Below are 17,761 nucleotides of genomic sequence, written 5' to 3' on the forward strand. Positions count from 1 at the left end.
GAAATCGTATCCTCTCTTATATTAAACCATGTATAAAACAAAAGGAAAAGGCTTATTCGCCTTTTCCTCGCTTCCTTTTCTATAGGTCTTTATATATAGGTTCTGCATTTTTTAGTTTATCTACTCTTTCTTCTTTTCCAGTATCTGCATTAATGAACATTCGGTACGTGTCGTTTTTAATGGTTCCTAAAAACTCATAGCAGAGAACTTCCTCTGACATATCATTTTGAACAAGAGCTACATGTGTATCCTCGATCTTCACATGTTTATTTAAGGTCTTTTCAGCTTCTTTTTGAGAAATTTTTGGTGCTTTCATGTCACGTTTTCTGTGATTCATTAAATAGTCTTTCGCTGAGAATCCCACAACCTCTCCATCATCTAAAGCGACTTTCATTCGAATACTATCTGGATAAAGCAATACGTTATTCTGTAAAGGGACATAGGTAAATACGCCGATATTATCAAATTGTGCACTCTCATCTAAATGAAATGATTCAGTATCGAATCCATGCTTCTTTAAGAAACTTAGTGCTTTTTCTGAGGCATCATTTAAACTGATTTTTTGTTTGTTCACTTCACGGTTCTGAAGAAGATAAACAGGATGGCCTCCTTTTTCAGTCAAGTCTAAATAAAAGTTTGCCCGGTTGTCAGGGTCAGACATTGACAGGCTGTAGACATCACGGTTCGTTTTACTCCCACTTTTTCTCACCTTAAAATCTTGGTTATGGTCAGGCGCAAATTGCTGGGCGATGCGGATCGCTTCTTTTTTTGAAATCTTTTGGCCTTTTAAGTGGTTGTAGCCTTGCGTTTCTGATTCAGTTGACACATTTGTAGGGCCGAGATCAACATCTGCAAACGCATCAGCATTTCTCTCAACGGTTTTCAATCCGTCAATGATGGTGTTGTCGTTTTTTCGATCTCCATCAGCCAGTGCCATTTCAACATCCATCCATTTTAAATTTTTGTTGAGTACGAGATGCTGCACTTGTCTAAGCTCGTTTTGAATATCTGCCGCTTGATCATATAAAGTGGTAATGGTTTTGTGTGTATCCTTGTTTAATGGTTCATCTGATAAAGATTTAAGTGACGATTTGTAGCTAAAGTCACCGACATTCGCTAGAAACTCTTCTGTTTTGTTAAAAGGCATCAATGTGAGCGGAAGCTGGCTGACATTGTTATGCGCTTCTGATGACATTCTCCATACATCTGCAAGTGCTGGAGATATAGATGTTTGGCTGTTCATCGCAAGTGTTGCGCCAAGTTTATCGTGCAGCTGATCGACTTGATACGTTAGATCATGGAAGGCTCTTTGATAGTTGTTCTCTGCATGAAGCAGCACTGCATCTTTTTCTTGATGCTCCTTATAGCCCCAGTATCCTGTTGAGATGACAGCAATTCCTAAAATAGCAATCAATATTCCTCTGATCATTTATTTACACCTCTTTTTATTCACAGAAAATATGTTTCCCGATTCGTTTAATTTGTGGCCTTCCCCAAATCCATGGGCTTGTTGCTGTATCAGGATTAAAGTAATAAACGGCGCTTTCAGATGGGTCCCAGCCATTAATGGCATCAAATACTGCCTTTTTAGCGGTTTCATTTGGCGCCATATAAAATTGTCCATCTGCTACAGCGGTAAACGCAAGCGGTTCAAAAATGACACCAGCAATCGTGTTTGGAAAGGTCGGGTTGTTTAAACGGTTTAAGATGACGGCTGCGATCGCTACCTGTCCTTCATAAGGTTCACCTCTCGCTTCACTATAAACAGCTTGTGAAAGGAGCTGAATGTCATTGCTTGAAAAACCACCTGGCATGTTGGCTGCTGTTTGTTTCGGCGTTTGATTTGCTTGACCATTTCCTGACTGCTTTCCAGACGAGCTGTTTCCTCCGCTTTGACTTTTTTGATTCTCTTTTGCACCTTGTGCTGTCTTTTTTTGCGTGTTTCTTTGCGCAGGAGCCTTTGTTTGCTGATCAAGAGGTTTCCCGCCATAGTGCGTAAACTGATTCCCTTTTTGCAACTGCTGTTGCACAAACTCTTTATAGTATTTCGTCTTTTGAACTAATAGGCTTTTTGTTTTTTCCCCTACGAGTCCATCGACTTTCTTTACACCAAACTGGCTTTGAAAATTGCGCACGGCCCAGTAAGTTCCCCAGCCATACACCCCGTCTATTTTTCCATTGTAAAAACCATTGTATTGGAGCCTTGCCTGGAGCTCGACGACATCTTCTCCTGTAGCTCCCCGCTGAATCACTTGATTTGTGAAAGCTTCACTTTTTTCAGCTGTCATCAATGAAGACGCGAGCAGAACAATTGAGAAGATAAGGACGATTTGTTTCATGAAACGAGCTTTGTCCATATTTGATCCTCCTGTACTTTTGATGTTTGAATATATGTTTCTTCCGATCCCTATTTTTATACATTCATCACAGGAGGGAATTGGATGGAAAAGACAAAAAACGCCCTAAAGACGTATAGGACGTTTTCCAATTTAAATTTGTACCATCTTCACCGCACGGGCTTTTTTGGCTTTCCGCAGACCAAACCACCATAAAAAAATCATGAACGGCAACATGATATATCCCCAATTTTTCATGCCAAGAAGAATGAAATCATATAAACCATGAAAAAGGATAGGAAGTATTAAAGAGAGAATCAGCCATTTTCGCTGCTCTTTTTTATCAGAGAAACGAGCTTTACCTATATAAAACCCCATCACCACACCAAATAAAGCGTGGCTTGATACAGGCAGCAAGGCACGTGTAAACGCGTACTCTACCCCATGACCAACTAAGTACAGAATATTTTCAAGTGTCGCAAATCCAAGCGAGACACTTGTTCCATAGACAATCCCGTCATAGTGTTCATCAAACTGTACGTGCGCATAGACACTGACCATTAAAATAAACCACTTTAATGATTCTTCTAAAAAACCCGATGTCACAAATGAAATCACGATAGGATTCGTGGCGATATTTTCCTCTTGGAGGACATACTGAATAAACATGGTTGGAAACACAAGTATGACACCTAGCATAAAAGATCTGATGACCATATGAACCGGCTCATTGTCGTATTGATCTTTCAAATAAAAATAACTTAAAAGTGCGATGCCGGGAGCTAAACCTGCTGAAATGATTGCGATCATAATCAGACCTCTTTCCCTACATTATCCTTTATTATCGTACCACGAATCACCCCTTTTTTATATGACTCGAGCCCATTTTCCCAAAAATAATCTTCTATATAATCCCAATTTACATAAAAAAGAACTGAATCCCTTAGAAGGACCCAGTTCTTTTTTTACCCGTTGATTCTTTTGTTGATTTCTTCTGCAATTAACCCGCCATGAAATCTTCCATTTTCAATAAAAATTTCGTTGGCGTTGTTACCAGCTGCAATGACCCCTGCAATGAAAATACCTTCTACATTTGTTTCCATTGTTTGTTCATCAAATGCTGGGCGGCCTGATTCTGGATCGATTGTTACACCCATTTTTTCTAAAAATGAATGATCAGGATGATAACCTGTCATCGCAAACACATAATCACTTTTCACTCGATCTGTTTGGCCCTGCTGGTTTGTAAAGACAACATCCTGTTCTGTGATTTCCTTCACCTCTGCACCAAACTCCATTCGAATGGTGCCATTTCGAACAAGCGCTTCAAACTCTGGTAAAATCCAAGGTTTGATGCTGGATGAATATTCAGTTCCTCTATATAAAACCGTCACCCTGCTTCCGCATTTAACAAGTTCCAGGGCAGCATCAACACTAGAGTTCTTCCCGCCGATCACCGTCACATCTTTATCAAAGTAGGGGTGTCCTTCTTTAAAATAATGATACACATGAGGAAGGTCTTCCCCTTTTACATTCATATAGTTAGGATGATCATAGTAGCCAGTCGCAATCACAACATAGTCACATGTATAGTCGTCTTTTGATGTATTCACGGTAAAATGGCCATCTTTTTTCGTCACAGCGTTTACCTTTTCAAAAGCATTCACACGCAGGCTTTTTCGTCTGACCACCTCTCGGTAATAGGAAAGCGCCTGAATACGAACGGGTTTCCGGTTTTCAGTGATAAAAGCGACATCACCGATCTCAAGCTTTTCACTTGTACTGAAGAAGGTTTGGTGTGTAGGGTAATGATAAATACTGTTGACCACATTGCCCTTTTCAATCACAAGTGCATCAATCCCAATTTGCTTGAATGCAATGGCAGCTGATAGACCGCACGGGCCGCCTCCTATTATGATCGCTTTTTCTTGTTTCATTTGTTCCACTCCTGTCGTTTCACTGCAATAACAATTGCTTGGCTGTTTGATTCTTTGCATAATCCCAATAAAAAAATCTCCTATTTAAGGATAGGAGATTTTTAGGCGCGATGCAAATAAGTCGCTTAAATCCAGCCTCTGAATCGAGAAGCTTCAGCCATTTTACGTACACCGACCATATATGCTGCTAGTCGCATATCAATACGGCGGTTTTGCGCCATTTCATAAATATTATTAAATGATTTCACCATCATATCTTCTAAACGAGTTTCCACTTCTTCTTCTGTCCAGTAGAACCCTTGGTTATTCTGAACCCATTCAAAGTAAGAAACAGTCACTCCACCCGCACTTGCAAGTACGTCTGGAACAAGCAGTACACCACGATCTGAAAGAATTTTTGTCCCTTCCAATGTCGTTGGTCCATTTGCTGCTTCTACGACAATTTTGGCCTTAATGTTTGCCGCATTATCTTCTGTAATTTGGTTTTCAATGGCTGCAGGTACTAAGATATCACAATCTAGCTCAAGCAGCTCTTGGTTTGTAATTGTATCATTAAATAATTTAGTGACGGTTCCAAAGCTGTCACGTCGGTCAAGCAAGTAGTCAATATCTAGACCATCTTCATCATACAAACCGCCGTAAGCATCTGAAATTCCTACGATTTTCGCTCCGGCATCATACATAAATTTAGCCAAGTAACTTCCTGCATTTCCGAATCCCTGAACGACAACACGAGCCCCATTGATGTCAATTCCTTTTTTCTTCGCCGCTTCTTTGATACAGATCGTTACACCTTTTGCCGTTGCAGTATCACGTCCATGTGAGCCTCCAAGAACAATTGGTTTTCCTGTAATAAATCCTGGCGAGTTAAATTCATCAATTCTAGAATACTCATCCATCATCCATGCCATGATTTGAGAGTTTGTAAACACATCTGGTGCTGGAACATCTTTTGTTGGTCCAACGATTTGGCTAATTGCGCGAACATAGCCGCGGCTTAGTTTTTCAAGCTCCCTAAATGACATTTCTCTTGGATCACAGATAATACCGCCTTTTCCTCCGCCATAAGGAAGATCCACAATACCACATTTTAAACTCATCCAAATTGAAAGCGCTTTTACTTCTTTTTCAGTAACGTTCGGGTGGAATCGTATTCCGCCTTTTGTTGGACCGACAGCATCATTATGCTGCGCACGATAACCAGTGAAAATTTTCACCGATCCATCATCCATACGTACTGGAATTTTGACCGTTAATAGGCGAATTGGCTCCTTCAGCAATTCATACACTTCTTGCGGATAGCCCAATTTATCAAGCGCTTTATGTATGACGGTTTGAGTTGACTTTAAAACATCTAGCTTATCTTCTGCGTTATGAGCGGCGTTTTGATCGGCTGCCATTAAAATAAACCCCCTAGAAATCTTTCATGATCTACTGCTCCCTTTCAAGCAATAGTATACACCTTCGTACTGGTAAAGCAAAGGTAAAAAGCGTTTTTTATCAAAATAAAATATCAGCGTTTATAAATATAAAAATGGATATAAAAAAATACTGTTGTTTCATCACAACAGTATTAAATATAATAGAAAAAAGTGATTAAAAATACAGTTGAATCGTTTTCACTGCATCTTCCTGCATGATCACTTTTCCGTATTCTTTTAACCGGTGAATGGTTAATGTCGTCGGTGAACCGAACTCCGCTAAAATAGAAATGACCGTATCTGCAGACAGTTCTTCGAAATCATCTAGGCTGAGAAAATATTGACCTTCATAATGGTAAACTGTACCCCCTAAAAGTCCAATACGACTTAAACTATGGGACAGTTGAATCACATCTTCAAACGAGGCAAATTGATAGAGCACATGCTTGCTCTCGTCGAGCTTGACTTGCATCTCAATGTAATCTTCATCAAACTCATCATCAGCATCTTCCTGCTGACTCTTTGTCACAATGACGACCATCCCCTGCGCCTGAAGAGAAAATACTTCAACAGCAATCGGTCCATTCGCTTCAAAACCGAGCTCCTGATTCGCTTCGTTCATCATGTCTTTAAACAGCTGATGAACTTTGAACGAATCTTTCCAAAGGTCTTCTTTCGTAAGACCTCGGTCTGTCAGATCATCTAGTGTGAGAAAAATTTTGATTTTATTATAATTCAGACGCTCTAGCCGCATAACGTTCCCTCCTGCCTCTTCTAACACACATCATACTGTAGTATATGAGATGATGAGTCATAGGTTCTTAATTTTGTATTCAGTTTACACTGTGTCAAGACGGAAGACAAGCATGAAGCTATGCTTACGGTGACTTTTATGGAAAATATTGATGGGGCATCAACTTAGCGCATTTTTAGCGGCATTAAATAGATCAGATGGGTTTCTGGTTCTGCTCCAAGTCGCATCGGAATCTTTGTTGTTCCGTAACCATTACTAATCAGAAAGAAAGCACCTTTGACTTGGCCTGTTCTTCCTTTTTCATACGGACCAAATTTCCCAATACGAATTTGACCCCCATGGGTATGACCGCTCAAAACAAGATCAATTCCCTCTTCTTCACTCATCAAGTGATGCACATCTGGGTTGTGTGATAAAAGGATATTCACATCTTCTTTGACAAACTCCGGCCGTATCGCTTCATAATCTGCTTTTTCAAGCCGGATATCATCGATTCCGCCTATTTTAATGGGCTGTCCTTCAAAATCCCACACAGCCGTCTCATTTTGCAATGTCGTCACCTGATAGGTATGGAGGATGTCTTTGAGTTTTTGCTGATGCAGCTCATGGTCATTATTCCCCCACACAAAGTACACCGGGGCAATCCTTGCTAAACGTTTCACATTTTCTTCGACTCTAGCATAAGGGACTCCCTTTTCAGCTAAGTCCCCGCCGATCATAATGACATCAGGCTGCTGCTCTTCCACTTCCGCTAATAAAGTATCACTAATTAGACGGCGATGTGTATCAGAAATAAAGAAAATGACAGCAGGTCGATCTGACTTAAGTCCTTCTATTGTAAAGTAATGCTTTTTAATGTTGTTTTGTTTTGCCGTTTTCACCATTTTCGCTGTTACACACACACCTGTTGTCACAGCCGCTATGGCAGCAGTAAATCCGATGGCATATTTCATTATGAATGACTCCCTTGTATCAGCTTTCTTTTATAGGACGCTTGAATGAAAAAAGACGTTTCAACTGTTTAAACGTCTTTTGCTCAATTATTTACTTTCATAATAGAGGTTGATGTCATATTGCGTCTGCATGAAGTGAAAAACGGCCTCGCGCTCTTTCCACTGATTTGATTGAGGCCATAAATCTGTGCTTTTCTGTATAATTTCACATCTGAGCTTATGATATTCATCCTCAGCCTTTTCTTCTTTTTTCTTATAATAATACGATGCGTAAAAAGCAAACACTTCAGCCATGATCCAAAACAGAAACACCTCATGGCCAAGCAATGTGGCAATCATCGCTTCCGGCTGCAGGGAGCCCCCGCTATTAGCTGTTATCACAAAATAAAACAGAAGAATCGCAAGTGATAAAAGGGCTGTCCATTGCCACCTTTTGCATTGTTTTGCAAACCCCTCGTATTTGCGCTTCCTTTTGATCAATGTTTCAATCATTTTCTGTGTCGGCTGATCCATATAGCGGCTGATTGCGTGCAATGTCATCACATACACCCTTGTCCCTTTTTTCTACATATGTATGTGCTTTTCGATTCATTCATGTCAAATATTAATTTTCTAATGGGATATTCAATACTTGTCCGCTGTACACGCTATTTCCTTTTAAATGATTGTAAGCTCGAATTTTCTCTTCCCCTGATCGGTTTTGATAATACTTCATGGAAATTCGATACAAGTTTTCCTCTGGTCCAACAGTATGCTGCACGACACGAACAGGCTTTTCTTCCTGCTTCTTCTTCTCTTCTGCTTCTTTTCGCTTTTTTTCTTCCTGCTGTTTTTGAAGAGCGAGCTGCTGCTGCTCACGCTTTTTTGCAGCTTCGGCCTTTTCACGCTCAGCCTTCTCTTTAGCGGCTTGTTCTTTTTTCTTTTGCTCTGCTTTTTCTTTTGAACGCTGCTTTTCTTTATCAGCATCTTTCTTTTTCTTCTCATCATCAGACGCATCCGCTTTGTCAGCGCTTGAATCATTTTTTGTGTCAACAAGTGCTGACGGGACTGGATCTGTGTCAGCACTCGATGTTTTATCAATATAAACACCTTGATTGTTGTTATCGTTAATTTCCTTTGATGTGTAATAAATCAACAGGAAGAAAACCGTGACGACAATAATAGGAAAGATAATAGCCAGTGTCGTAAACAATGGATTACGCACCTTTTTGGTTCGCTGCTTTTTATATTCATGAAAATCTTCTCGTGTAGGAAAGTGAGAGTCATCTGAAGGATGCACTTTTTCTTCTTCAAGATTTTCCTCTACATCATCATCATGAATGTTTGTCAGCTGCTGCTTTTTTCTCTTCATTCTCGACATTTCTTCCATGTTCATCCCTCCCCCAATATTTAAAACGAATTTGACATGCAAAGACTAGGTCAATGACAAAGTGTGTCATGACAGGAACGAATAAATTTCCTGTCCACTCGTATAAAAGTCCTAAAAAAATACTAATAGAAACCACAAGGATAAACAAGAGTATTTTTGACAAGTAGCGAAAGTGAAGAAGTGCAAACACAATGCTTGCAATCTCCAGTCCAAATTGCTGCTGAACGATCCCGCGAAATAAAATTTCTTCTGAAAAGGCAATGAGCAGCGTTAACCAAACAATATGCGGGATGCTGCGGTTTTTGAACATTTTTTCATTTAATCCGCCATCATCATACATATGAGCCGGAAACACCTTCATGACAATAGCGTCGACAATAATCACAAGCAAAGCGCCGCCAATTCCATAAGTCAGGATACGCATATCTCGGATCTGCCATAGGGCTGTAAAATCAGTCCAATGATCAAACATAAACATCCCTAGTAAAAAAGAGACAATCAGCATGAGCAGCTGTGTGAAATACAACTGTTCTACTACTTGTCGATCGGTTAATTTTTCAATAATACGGCGATGTTGTTCAATCAATGCTGCGCCTCTTTTGTCAGGTGAAACAGACGATCCAGCTCGGTCTTCCAGTGTTTCATTTCATTCAGCTCCAATGGTTGATCTTTTTTTTCGTAATCAGACAGGTCAAGTCCGCATGAAGAGCAGCAGTTCCCAAATGAAGCGTCCTCCGTTAGATCAAGCTGCTCATCAAAGTATGATAACAGAGATTGCCTAAAGCAGCGATGGCCAGTGATATGCTCTTTAAACTGCCACACTTTTTTTAGCTTTTCTGTTTGTCTATCCTGCAGCTTTTCTTTCAGCTTCTTCATGAGCAAACGGGGCAGTTCAGTTTGGTACATCATGTAATAATGCGAGAGCATTCGCGCACGCGTCTCCTGAAGCCCTGCTTCCATCAATTGTTCACGTAATTTCTTTTCATCATTTATCGGCATTTGTGATACTCGGGCTAAGAAAAAATCAATTTCTGGATCATCAAAACCTTCTGCTTGAATCAAATGACTTTGAATATCCGCATCCTCTTCTGTATATAAAAGAACGCTCACACTATTTTTCCCGTCCCGTCCAGCTCTTCCAATTTCCTGCATAAATGCTTCAATTGACTGAGGCGGACTCATATGAATCACAAAGCGTATATTTGCTTTATCAATTCCCATTCCAAAAGCACTTGTACAGCAAATGAGATCAATTTGACCACTGATAAATTGCTGCTGGATCAGCATGCGGTCCCCTGACTCCATTCCGCCATGATAAAACTCTACACGTTGATGCGTTTTTTGTTTCACCAAACGTGAAATATCTTCTGTCATTTGCCGGGTCGGACAATAAATCAGCCCAGGCCCTTGAAGGGTTTCCACAAGCTCAAGTGCTCGTTTCTCTTTTGCTTCTTTCGTTTCATGCGCCTCTTTTAATAGTGCAATATTCGGCCGGTTGACTGAATGAATATGAACATCTGGATGCTCTAGCCGCAACGTTTGCACAGTATCTTTTAAGGTTTGTTTCGTCGCAGTTGCCGTTAGTGCTAAGGCGACAGGATTGCCGAGCGCTTCTCTCCATTCTCCAAGCTTGGAGTATTCCGGGCGGAAATCATGTCCCCATTCCGATATACAGTGAGCTTCATCTACAACGAATAGACCCACATGCATCGCTTTGAGCTGCTCTACCAATACCTCTGACATAAGCGCTTCAGGTGCGACAAATAAAAATTTATATGATGGCAAATGCCGAATAATATGTCTTCTTTCCTGAAAGGACAGTGTACTGTTAAGCGCAGCCACTCGCTTTTCACCGCGCATTTTCATGCGTTCTACTTGATCTTCCATGAGTGATAAAAGAGGTGAAATGATCAGCACTAACCCGTCTGTCAAATAGCCCGGAATTTGATAACAAAGGGACTTCCCGCCACCAGTAGGAAGCATGGCAACCGTATCTTTTTGTTGAAGTACACTTCGAATAATGTCCTCCTGACCTGTTTTGAAGGCATCATAACCATAATATCGCATCAGCGTCTGATGAAGCTTATCCATTTGCTTTCACCATCCTTGTCAATGCCAATCGTATTTGAAAATAAGTAAATGAATGCTCGAGACTTTCTTTGATCAGCTTCATCTTGTTGGTTTGGAGCTGACCGGCTACCTCATGTATCGCCTTTTGAGCTTCACTGCTGACATATGGTTCAATCGAGAAGCTCGGCTCATGTATCGAGAGCTCCACAATATGATCTTCGATTGTCGCTTTTTTTAATGAACGAATATGAGCAATTTGATCAATACTGAACCCTTTTTGTACAAGCTCAAGCGTTTTATGGGTAGAGGTGGTCAGCACACGTTTGAATTGAAGATCATCTATCATTCGCTGGATGATCGGTGCCTCACCTTTTTGCGCACATTGAATAAAATAATGGAGCACATTCCAAAAACGCAAGTAAACATACCATACATCTTCTTTCATCCATTCCGCCATTTGCTGATACGTCCGTCCGATTCTTTCATTTGAAGTCAATGAATAAACAAAAAGCAGTGCCTCTTGATCAGTTAAATGAGCAAGAAGTGTTTCAAGCTCATGATGGATATCTTCAGAAAGCTTTTTCTTCTGGTGATATTGCGAGAAGAAGAATTTCGTCCAGCTTTGAACCGATACATCTCTTTGAATCGGCACATAGTGTTGTGACCTCGCTGCATGATGTGAAAGGACCTGCACAAGTAAAGACAGCCTCATCCATAACACCTTTGCTTTATCATGATACTTGGCACCATCAAAATAAACTGGCATCGGTTTTTCAGTGAAACACTGCCTGAGCATACTTATTCCTGCATCTGTGGCGATGAATGTATCCCCTGCCTTTCTGATGAAGTGCTGCTCTTTTAGCCTTTGCACAGAGCGGTTCAGCTGATCCCTCGTAAAAGCTGGATAGCAGCCGAAGTAGCTAGAAAGCTGAAACAAACTTGCATCCTGTATCGTTTGTGATGATTTTTTCCCTTTAAAAAGATGGTAGACAGCACTAATGGAGCGTTCGCCGTTCAATTTATGTACGCTGTCCATCAACATGACATCCAAGTAATGAATCGTCATTGACCAAAGCACCTGTCTTCCTGACAAAATTCGAATATTTTCTCCCTTTATTTTAACAGATTTCATTGAAGAAGAAATGTTTAAACTCAATTAATGGGGGAAAGTTATGAACAAACCCTTATGTGATAAGCATTCTCAATCACTTTACAGTTGAAATGTGAATTTAAAATCATTACAATAAGGTTTGAGGAAATTGGTTTTTTATCGGTGAAACTAAAAAGGTTAAACCATTTGTTCCATCGAACAATCTGGGAGGTATTTTTTTAACATGGCAAAATATACAATTGTAGACAAAGACACATGTATTGCTTGCGGCGCATGCGGTGCAGCTGCTCCAGACATTTATGATTATGATGATGAAGGCATTGCATTTGTCACGCTTGATGACAATCAGGGGACTGTAGAAGTTCCAGAAGTACTTGAAGAAGATATGCTTGATGCATTTGAAGGTTGCCCAACTGACTCAATCAAAGTTGCGGACGAAACTTTCGATGGTGATCCACTTAAGCATGAATAGGATAAAAGCCCCTTTAAAAGGGGCTTTTTTTATATTAACTATTTTGAAGTCGGCGTTTATTTTCAAACCACGGACGCATTTTGACAAAAATGAAACTAAAGACAATGGTGATGATGATTCCTTTAATAAAGTTAAAAGGTAAGATTCCTGCTGTAATGGTTGTTTTAAGCGCATGATCTGATAGTTCAGGTGCGTTTAAAAACCATGTGTACGCTGGAAGGAACAAGAAGTAATTTAAAATGCTCATCATGACGGTCATAAGCACTGTACCGATGACCATTGACCACGCCATTCCTCTTGCTGATTTGATTTTTTTAAACATAAAAGCGACTGGCAAAATGAATAATGTGCCTGCAATGAAATTGGCTACTTGCCCAACAGGAACACCGGACATACTGCCCTGAATGAGGTAATGTAGTACATTTTTTAAAGCCTCAACGGCAATCCCTGCACCTGGCCCATAAATCAAAATCGCAATAATCGCCGGAATATCGCTAAAATCAATTTTTAAATACGCTGGAAGTCCCGGAAAAGGGAAATCTAATAAAATTAATACAAACGAAATACTGCTAAGCATACTGGTAACAACTAAACGTTTTACTCTACTTTGATTCAATATTCTCTCTCCTTTTCGATCAAATCTTTCGAAAAGAGGATTGTTCAATTTTAGCCACAAAAAAACCGCTCTGAATACATACACAGGAGCGGGAAATTTAGGCTACACAAATAAACGTATAAACAGACATGTTTTCAACGTTTACGAACCTCCATCTTCTCCCATCCAGACTATACTGTCGGCTTCGGAATCACACCGAATCCTGCCAAAAAAGGCTCGCGGGCTTAGAGACTATGCCTCATCACCGCCGGTAGGGAATTACACCCTGCCCCGAAGATTGATCATTATTCAATTCGACATCATTATATATGATATATGAGCATTTGTACAGATAAAAATCCTGAGCAAATTCATCAGTTTTAAGAAATCGTAAAAAACCTAAAATTTATAATGACAAATGCGTAAAAATTGGTTATCTTTTGTTTAAAGGTGTCCATTCTTGATCAAGACACTAAAAAATGTTCGTGTTTTCTTTTTCGCTTTACTGCTTTAATTTGATTGACACAGTGAAAAGGAATATGGTAAATTATCAGATATTTATGACGTTTATTTTAGGAGGAAATCTTACGATGTTTCGAGTATTAGTCTCAGATAAGATGAGCAATGATGGTCTTTTACCACTATTAGAATCAGATTTTGTTGAAATTGTTCAAAAAAATGTAACAGAAGCAGAAGATGAATTACACACGTTTGATGCCTTACTTGTCAGAAGTGCCACAAAAGTGACAAAAGAACTTTATGAAAAAATGACTTCATTAAAAATTGTTGGCCGTGCCGGTGTGGGAGTCGACAACATTGACATTGATGAAGCAACAAAACACGGTGTGATTGTCATCAATGCACCAAATGGAAATACGATTTCAACGGCAGAGCATACGTTTGCGATGATCTCATCTCTCATGCGTCATATTCCTCAAGCGAATATTTCTGTTAAATCAAAAGAATGGAACAGAGGCGCATATGTCGGTGCTGAGCTTTACGGAAAATCTCTTGGGATTGTTGGCTTAGGCAGAATTGGAAGTGAAATCGCCCAGCGTGCAAGAGCATTTGGCATGACGGTCAACGTATTTGACCCTTTCCTCACAAAAGAACGTGCCGAAAAAATTGGTGTCAATGCAAAATCACTTGATGAAGTGCTTGAAGTATCAGATATTATTACAGTACATACACCTTTAACAAAAGAAACTAGAGGACTTCTCAATAAAGAAACAATCGCAAAAACGAAAAAAGGTGTTCGTCTAGTGAACTGTGCACGTGGCGGCATCATTGACGAACGAGACCTTCTTGAAGCACTTGAAAATGGTCATGTCGCAGGGGCTGCTCTCGATGTATTTGAAGTAGAACCACCTACTGAGAATCCACTTGTGGATCATCCAAACGTCATTGCCACTCCGCATCTTGGTGCATCTACAAAAGAAGCACAATTAAATGTGGCGGCACAAGTCTCTGAAGAAGTTCTTCAATTTGCAAAAGGACTCCCGGTCATGTCATCTATTAATCTACCAGCGATGACAAAAGACGAGTTCAAAAAAATCCAGCCTTATCATCAATTTGCAGGAAAACTTGGACGTCTTGTTTCTCAATCGATGAGAGAACCTGTAAAAGAAGTCAGCATTTCATATGAAGGATCTATCGCAAAACTCGAAACATCGTTTATTACAAAAAGTCTGCTTTCTGGCTTTTTGAAAGAGCGTGTCGATTCAACTGTAAATGAAGTCAATGCTGGTATGGTGGCAAAAGAACGCGGCATTAGCTTTAGCGAGAAAATTTCTTCAAGCGAATCTGGCTATGAGAACAGCATTTCCATTGAAGTCAAAGGTGACCTTTCTACCTTTACATTAAAAGCAACGTATATCCCGCATCTAGGTGAACGTGTCGTTTCTATTAATGGTTTCAATATTGACTTTTACCCAGATGGGCACCTTGTCTATATTCAGCATACTGACGCACCTGGTGTCATCGGTCAAGTTGGAAAGATTTTAGGCGACCACGATGTGAACATCGCAACAATGCAAGTAGGCCGTAAAGAAAAAGGCGGCGAGGCCATCATGATGCTTTCTTTTGATAAGCACCTTGAAGATGAAATTGTCCAAACGTTAACTAAAGTGAGCGATATTCTTTCTGTACGTCTGATTGACCTATAAAAAAATGGTAAACCTCATGCTTTTGCATGAGGTTTATTTTGTTGAAACGATTAAACGTTCACCTGTACGTATGAGATTCTTTGTCAGTGCATTGATTTTCTTCAATTGATCAACGGTCATTTGATGTGCTTTAGCAATGGACCAGAGCGTGTCCCCTCGTTGTATGACATATGTATGTTTCTCATATCCATCTACATGAAGGGCTGGCTCTTGGAAACGATCTCTTGCAATGATTGTGAGCGGATCTACTGCATCTTCTTTATTAACTGACCAATTACCCCTGTGCACCTCAAAATGCAAATGAGTGCCCCTAGAAGCGCCTGTGTTGCCTATGATGCCGATCGGCTGCCCTGTTTGTACATGATCACCATTCTTCACAAAACGCGCATTTAAATGCGCATAGACGGTTTCATATCCATTGGGATGCCGAATAAATACAACTTCTCCATATGTAGCAGATACATAGGAACGAGTAACCACACCTTCGCTTGCAGCAAAAATGGATTCTCCTTCTGGTGCAGCAATGTCTAACCCCTTATGCGAACCACCTCTTGTCCCAAACAAATCAGTGACTTCACCTTTGATTGGTTCCACCCACTCGGTTGTTTTCTCTGCATGGGCAAACGGTGATAAGGTCAAGAACAAGAAACAGCTAGCACATATGTAGCAATACCTTTTCATCAGTGACTTCCCTTCTTTGAAGTTCTTTTCATGACAGCTTAGTATACCTCAAGGAAGCCCTTTTCTATACATGAAAAAAGAACGCAATAAGTTGCGTCCTTTAGCGTTCTTTGATAACAACTGGGTTTGGCAGTGCCGGTACCTCTAGCGGTTCTTTTAATTCATATGGTCCTACTTGATCTGTTCCTGCATTTTGTATCGTGACATCTGTAAAACCGAAATCTTTCGCTGTGAGCAGCAGCCCTTCAATAAGTAAAATATGATCAATTGAGTCCGTTAATTGTGCTGATGCTCCAAACGTGATGGTTGCATGTTTTCCTTTTGATGTCACCTTTTGAATAGGCTCTTCTTTAATGAGTGGATCGAGTCCTGCATCATTCGCCCGCTTCATCGCCTCTACCGCATCTTTATAAGAAGGATAATCATCTTTTGAGGGCACCAAAAATGTCCCGCTCTTATTTTCTAAAACGTAGTAAGCGTGCTTTGTTTGTTTATTAATTGAAATGGTACCAAGACGGCCATTCGTCCCTAATTGAAGGTGCGAGCCATTGACAGACTTGACCTGTACTTGTTTATATTGGCTCCATTTTAACGTTTCTTTTACCATGTCTTTAAAACGGTTGGCTTCTTTTAATGTATCAAGAGACAAATCATTTTTCAGCTGAAAAATCAGTGTGTCTCCTTTTTCACTCACATCCACCATATCCATATAGGCTTGAAGAGGTTTTGTCATTTCAGGCAGCTCCAGTTTTTCATATGTATCAAGAAGCGCCTGCACATCGTCATGCTTATTTTCTTTTTGAATACTGATTGGGACAACTTGAGAAGTCGATTCATCTATGTATGAAATCGTCATATACTTTTCTTTGTCAGATGCATAAGCAACATGTGAAGGATCATTTGTGTTTTTTACAGCCTCTAATGTAGCATTCACCTGTCCTTTTTCAGCACTCGAGTCCATTTTCACTTTCTTTATATCTTGAGCAGCCGGCTGAAATAAATGAGGAGAAATCAAAAACGCCATAAATAAGACCACAACGGTTGCGACCGCTGGACCGATCCATCTGGCACTTTTCTTTTTCTTCCCGCTTGCCATCAGCATTTGCTGGTAAATCTGCTTAGATGAACGGTTGTCCTCCACCTTTGGAAGCTGACTGAGTAATACTTTAATTCGTTCTTCGCTCCAATTGGACCTGTTCGTTTTCATTCACTAGCTCCTCCTTCAAAAGCTCCATATGTTTTCGGAGCACTTTCAGGCCTCGGTGCTGCGTTGTTTTGACTTTGCTTTCCGAGAACTTTAGCGCCTTGGCCGTCTCCATGATTGAGTAGCCTTGGATAAACCTTAAAATGATGACGGCTCGTTGATCAATGGTGCAATGATCAAGTGCGGCATAAATTTCTTTGATATTTTCATCCTGTACAGCCAATTCATCTGGGAGCAGGTCTGGATCTTTTACATCCTGTTTATCCCAATCAAACGTGCCGAGCACCCGTTGTCTGATGGTTTGCTGTTTGCGAAACCAGTCAATTGCCACATGCCTTGCAATTGAAAACAGCCATGTTTTCTCGCTGCTTCTTCCTTCAAAAGTTTTATATGAGTGAAGTACCCGAATGTAAACCTCCTGCACGAGATCCTCTGCCTGATTTTTATCTTTTACCATATAAAATAAAAATTGGTACAAATCTTGATGGTACGAATCATATATTTTTTGAAAGGTTTCATGCATAGGAAACCCCTCCGTTCACTTATTTTTGTCGAGTGACTCTCACAAAACGTTACATTACAACTTTATGACAAATATATTACAAGATCGACAATTTGGAAAGGGCTTTTTGTTTAACTTCTCCTTAAAAATATGAAAATAGAAAAAACACTTCATTTTCTTTCGAAAAGAAG

Annotated in this window: 18 protein-coding genes and 1 riboswitch; of the genes, 2 read left to right on the plus strand and 16 right to left on the minus strand. The window is 40.1% G+C overall.

All coding sequences use genetic code 11. The features are described from left to right. Positions 1-79: 79 nt before the first annotated feature. The 12 genes from ypeB to ABG082_RS10565 form a co-directional block, all read right to left on the minus strand. A complete protein-coding gene (gene ypeB / locus ABG082_RS10510; RefSeq protein WP_019744024.1) occupies positions 80-1,429 on the minus strand; it encodes a germination protein YpeB in 1,350 nt (449 codons plus the stop codon). 16 nt (positions 1,430-1,445) lie between these two features. Continuing rightward, positions 1,446-2,357, minus strand: a complete 912-nt coding sequence (gene sleB / locus ABG082_RS10515) for a spore cortex-lytic enzyme (RefSeq protein WP_008344509.1) — start codon at positions 2,355-2,357, stop codon at positions 1,446-1,448. A gap of 132 nt (positions 2,358-2,489) precedes the next feature. After that, positions 2,490-3,146, minus strand: coding sequence for a glutamic-type intramembrane protease PrsW (prsW, locus tag ABG082_RS10520; RefSeq protein WP_008344507.1), 657 nt, complete (start codon positions 3,144-3,146; stop codon positions 2,490-2,492). Positions 3,147-3,301: 155 nt separating this feature from the next. Then, the gene (locus tag ABG082_RS10525; RefSeq protein WP_008344505.1) at positions 3,302-4,273 is read right to left on the minus strand and encodes a YpdA family putative bacillithiol disulfide reductase; all 972 of its coding nucleotides are present in this window, start codon (positions 4,271-4,273) and stop codon (positions 3,302-3,304) included. Positions 4,274-4,398: 125 nt separating this feature from the next. Next, positions 4,399-5,673, minus strand: coding sequence for a Glu/Leu/Phe/Val dehydrogenase (locus ABG082_RS10530; protein ID WP_007500982.1), 1,275 nt, complete (start codon positions 5,671-5,673; stop codon positions 4,399-4,401). A gap of 196 nt (positions 5,674-5,869) precedes the next feature. Then, on the minus strand, positions 5,870-6,448 hold the full coding sequence (locus ABG082_RS10535) for a genetic competence negative regulator (protein ID WP_007500984.1): 579 nt from the start codon (positions 6,446-6,448) through the stop codon (positions 5,870-5,872). A gap of 164 nt (positions 6,449-6,612) precedes the next feature. Then, entirely contained in the window at positions 6,613-7,401 is a 789-nt protein-coding gene (locus ABG082_RS10540; RefSeq protein WP_317327552.1) for a metallophosphoesterase, read from the minus strand. Positions 7,402-7,488: 87 nt separating this feature from the next. Continuing rightward, positions 7,489-7,941, minus strand: a complete 453-nt coding sequence (locus ABG082_RS10545; protein ID WP_007500988.1) for a DUF2663 family protein — start codon at positions 7,939-7,941, stop codon at positions 7,489-7,491. A 64-nt stretch (positions 7,942-8,005) separates the two neighbouring features. Next, positions 8,006-8,770 carry a LysM peptidoglycan-binding domain-containing protein gene (locus ABG082_RS10550; RefSeq protein WP_039963980.1) on the minus strand — a complete coding sequence of 255 codons (765 nt, stop codon included), beginning with the start codon at positions 8,768-8,770 and terminating at the stop codon, positions 8,006-8,008. After that, a complete protein-coding gene (locus ABG082_RS10555) occupies positions 8,715-9,356 on the minus strand; it encodes a CPBP family intramembrane glutamic endopeptidase (RefSeq protein ID WP_019744028.1) in 642 nt (213 codons plus the stop codon). Before ABG082_RS10555 ends, ABG082_RS10550 begins: the two co-directional genes overlap by 56 nt. Next, on the minus strand, positions 9,353-10,861 hold the full coding sequence (locus ABG082_RS10560; RefSeq protein ID WP_348936083.1) for an ATP-dependent DNA helicase RecQ: 1,509 nt from the start codon (positions 10,859-10,861) through the stop codon (positions 9,353-9,355). The genes ABG082_RS10555 and ABG082_RS10560 overlap by 4 nt, the downstream gene beginning before the upstream one ends. Beyond that, positions 10,854-11,906 carry a helix-turn-helix domain-containing protein gene (locus tag ABG082_RS10565; RefSeq protein WP_348936084.1) on the minus strand — a complete coding sequence of 351 codons (1,053 nt, stop codon included), beginning with the start codon at positions 11,904-11,906 and terminating at the stop codon, positions 10,854-10,856. Before ABG082_RS10565 ends, ABG082_RS10560 begins: the two co-directional genes overlap by 8 nt. A gap of 268 nt (positions 11,907-12,174) precedes the next feature. Here ABG082_RS10565 and ABG082_RS10570 point away from each other — a divergent pair, with 268 nt between their 5' ends. Then, entirely contained in the window at positions 12,175-12,423 is a 249-nt protein-coding gene (locus ABG082_RS10570) for a ferredoxin (RefSeq protein WP_008344492.1), read from the plus strand. 34 nt (positions 12,424-12,457) lie between these two features. Here the strand turns inward: ABG082_RS10570 and ABG082_RS10575 are convergent, their stop codons facing one another. Further along, positions 12,458-13,039, minus strand: a complete 582-nt coding sequence (locus tag ABG082_RS10575; RefSeq protein ID WP_019744031.1) for an ECF transporter S component — start codon at positions 13,037-13,039, stop codon at positions 12,458-12,460. Between the two features lie 149 nt (positions 13,040-13,188). Then, a riboswitch (FMN riboswitch) is annotated at positions 13,189-13,321 on the minus strand. Between the two features lie 287 nt (positions 13,322-13,608). Here ABG082_RS10575 and serA point away from each other — a divergent pair. Then, on the plus strand, positions 13,609-15,183 hold the full coding sequence (gene serA, locus ABG082_RS10580; RefSeq protein WP_008344488.1) for a phosphoglycerate dehydrogenase: 1,575 nt from the start codon (positions 13,609-13,611) through the stop codon (positions 15,181-15,183). 33 nt (positions 15,184-15,216) lie between these two features. On the opposite strand, the gene ABG082_RS10585 is transcribed toward serA, so the two are convergent. The 3 genes from ABG082_RS10585 to sigX form a co-directional block, all read right to left on the minus strand. Beyond that, on the minus strand, positions 15,217-15,864 hold the full coding sequence (locus tag ABG082_RS10585; RefSeq protein WP_026050105.1) for a M23 family metallopeptidase: 648 nt from the start codon (positions 15,862-15,864) through the stop codon (positions 15,217-15,219). A 100-nt stretch (positions 15,865-15,964) separates the two neighbouring features. Next, entirely contained in the window at positions 15,965-17,071 is a 1,107-nt protein-coding gene (locus tag ABG082_RS10590; protein ID WP_017367519.1) for a hypothetical protein, read from the minus strand. Beyond that, on the minus strand, positions 17,031-17,591 hold the full coding sequence (gene sigX / locus ABG082_RS10595; RefSeq protein ID WP_007501006.1) for an RNA polymerase sigma factor SigX: 561 nt from the start codon (positions 17,589-17,591) through the stop codon (positions 17,031-17,033). Before sigX ends, ABG082_RS10590 begins: the two co-directional genes overlap by 41 nt. Positions 17,592-17,761 lie beyond the last annotated feature (170 nt).

This window comes from Bacillus sp. BS1807G30 (genome assembly GCF_040047675.1).
In the GTDB taxonomy this organism is placed as follows: Bacteria; Bacillota; Bacilli; order Bacillales; family Bacillaceae; genus Bacillus; species Bacillus altitudinis.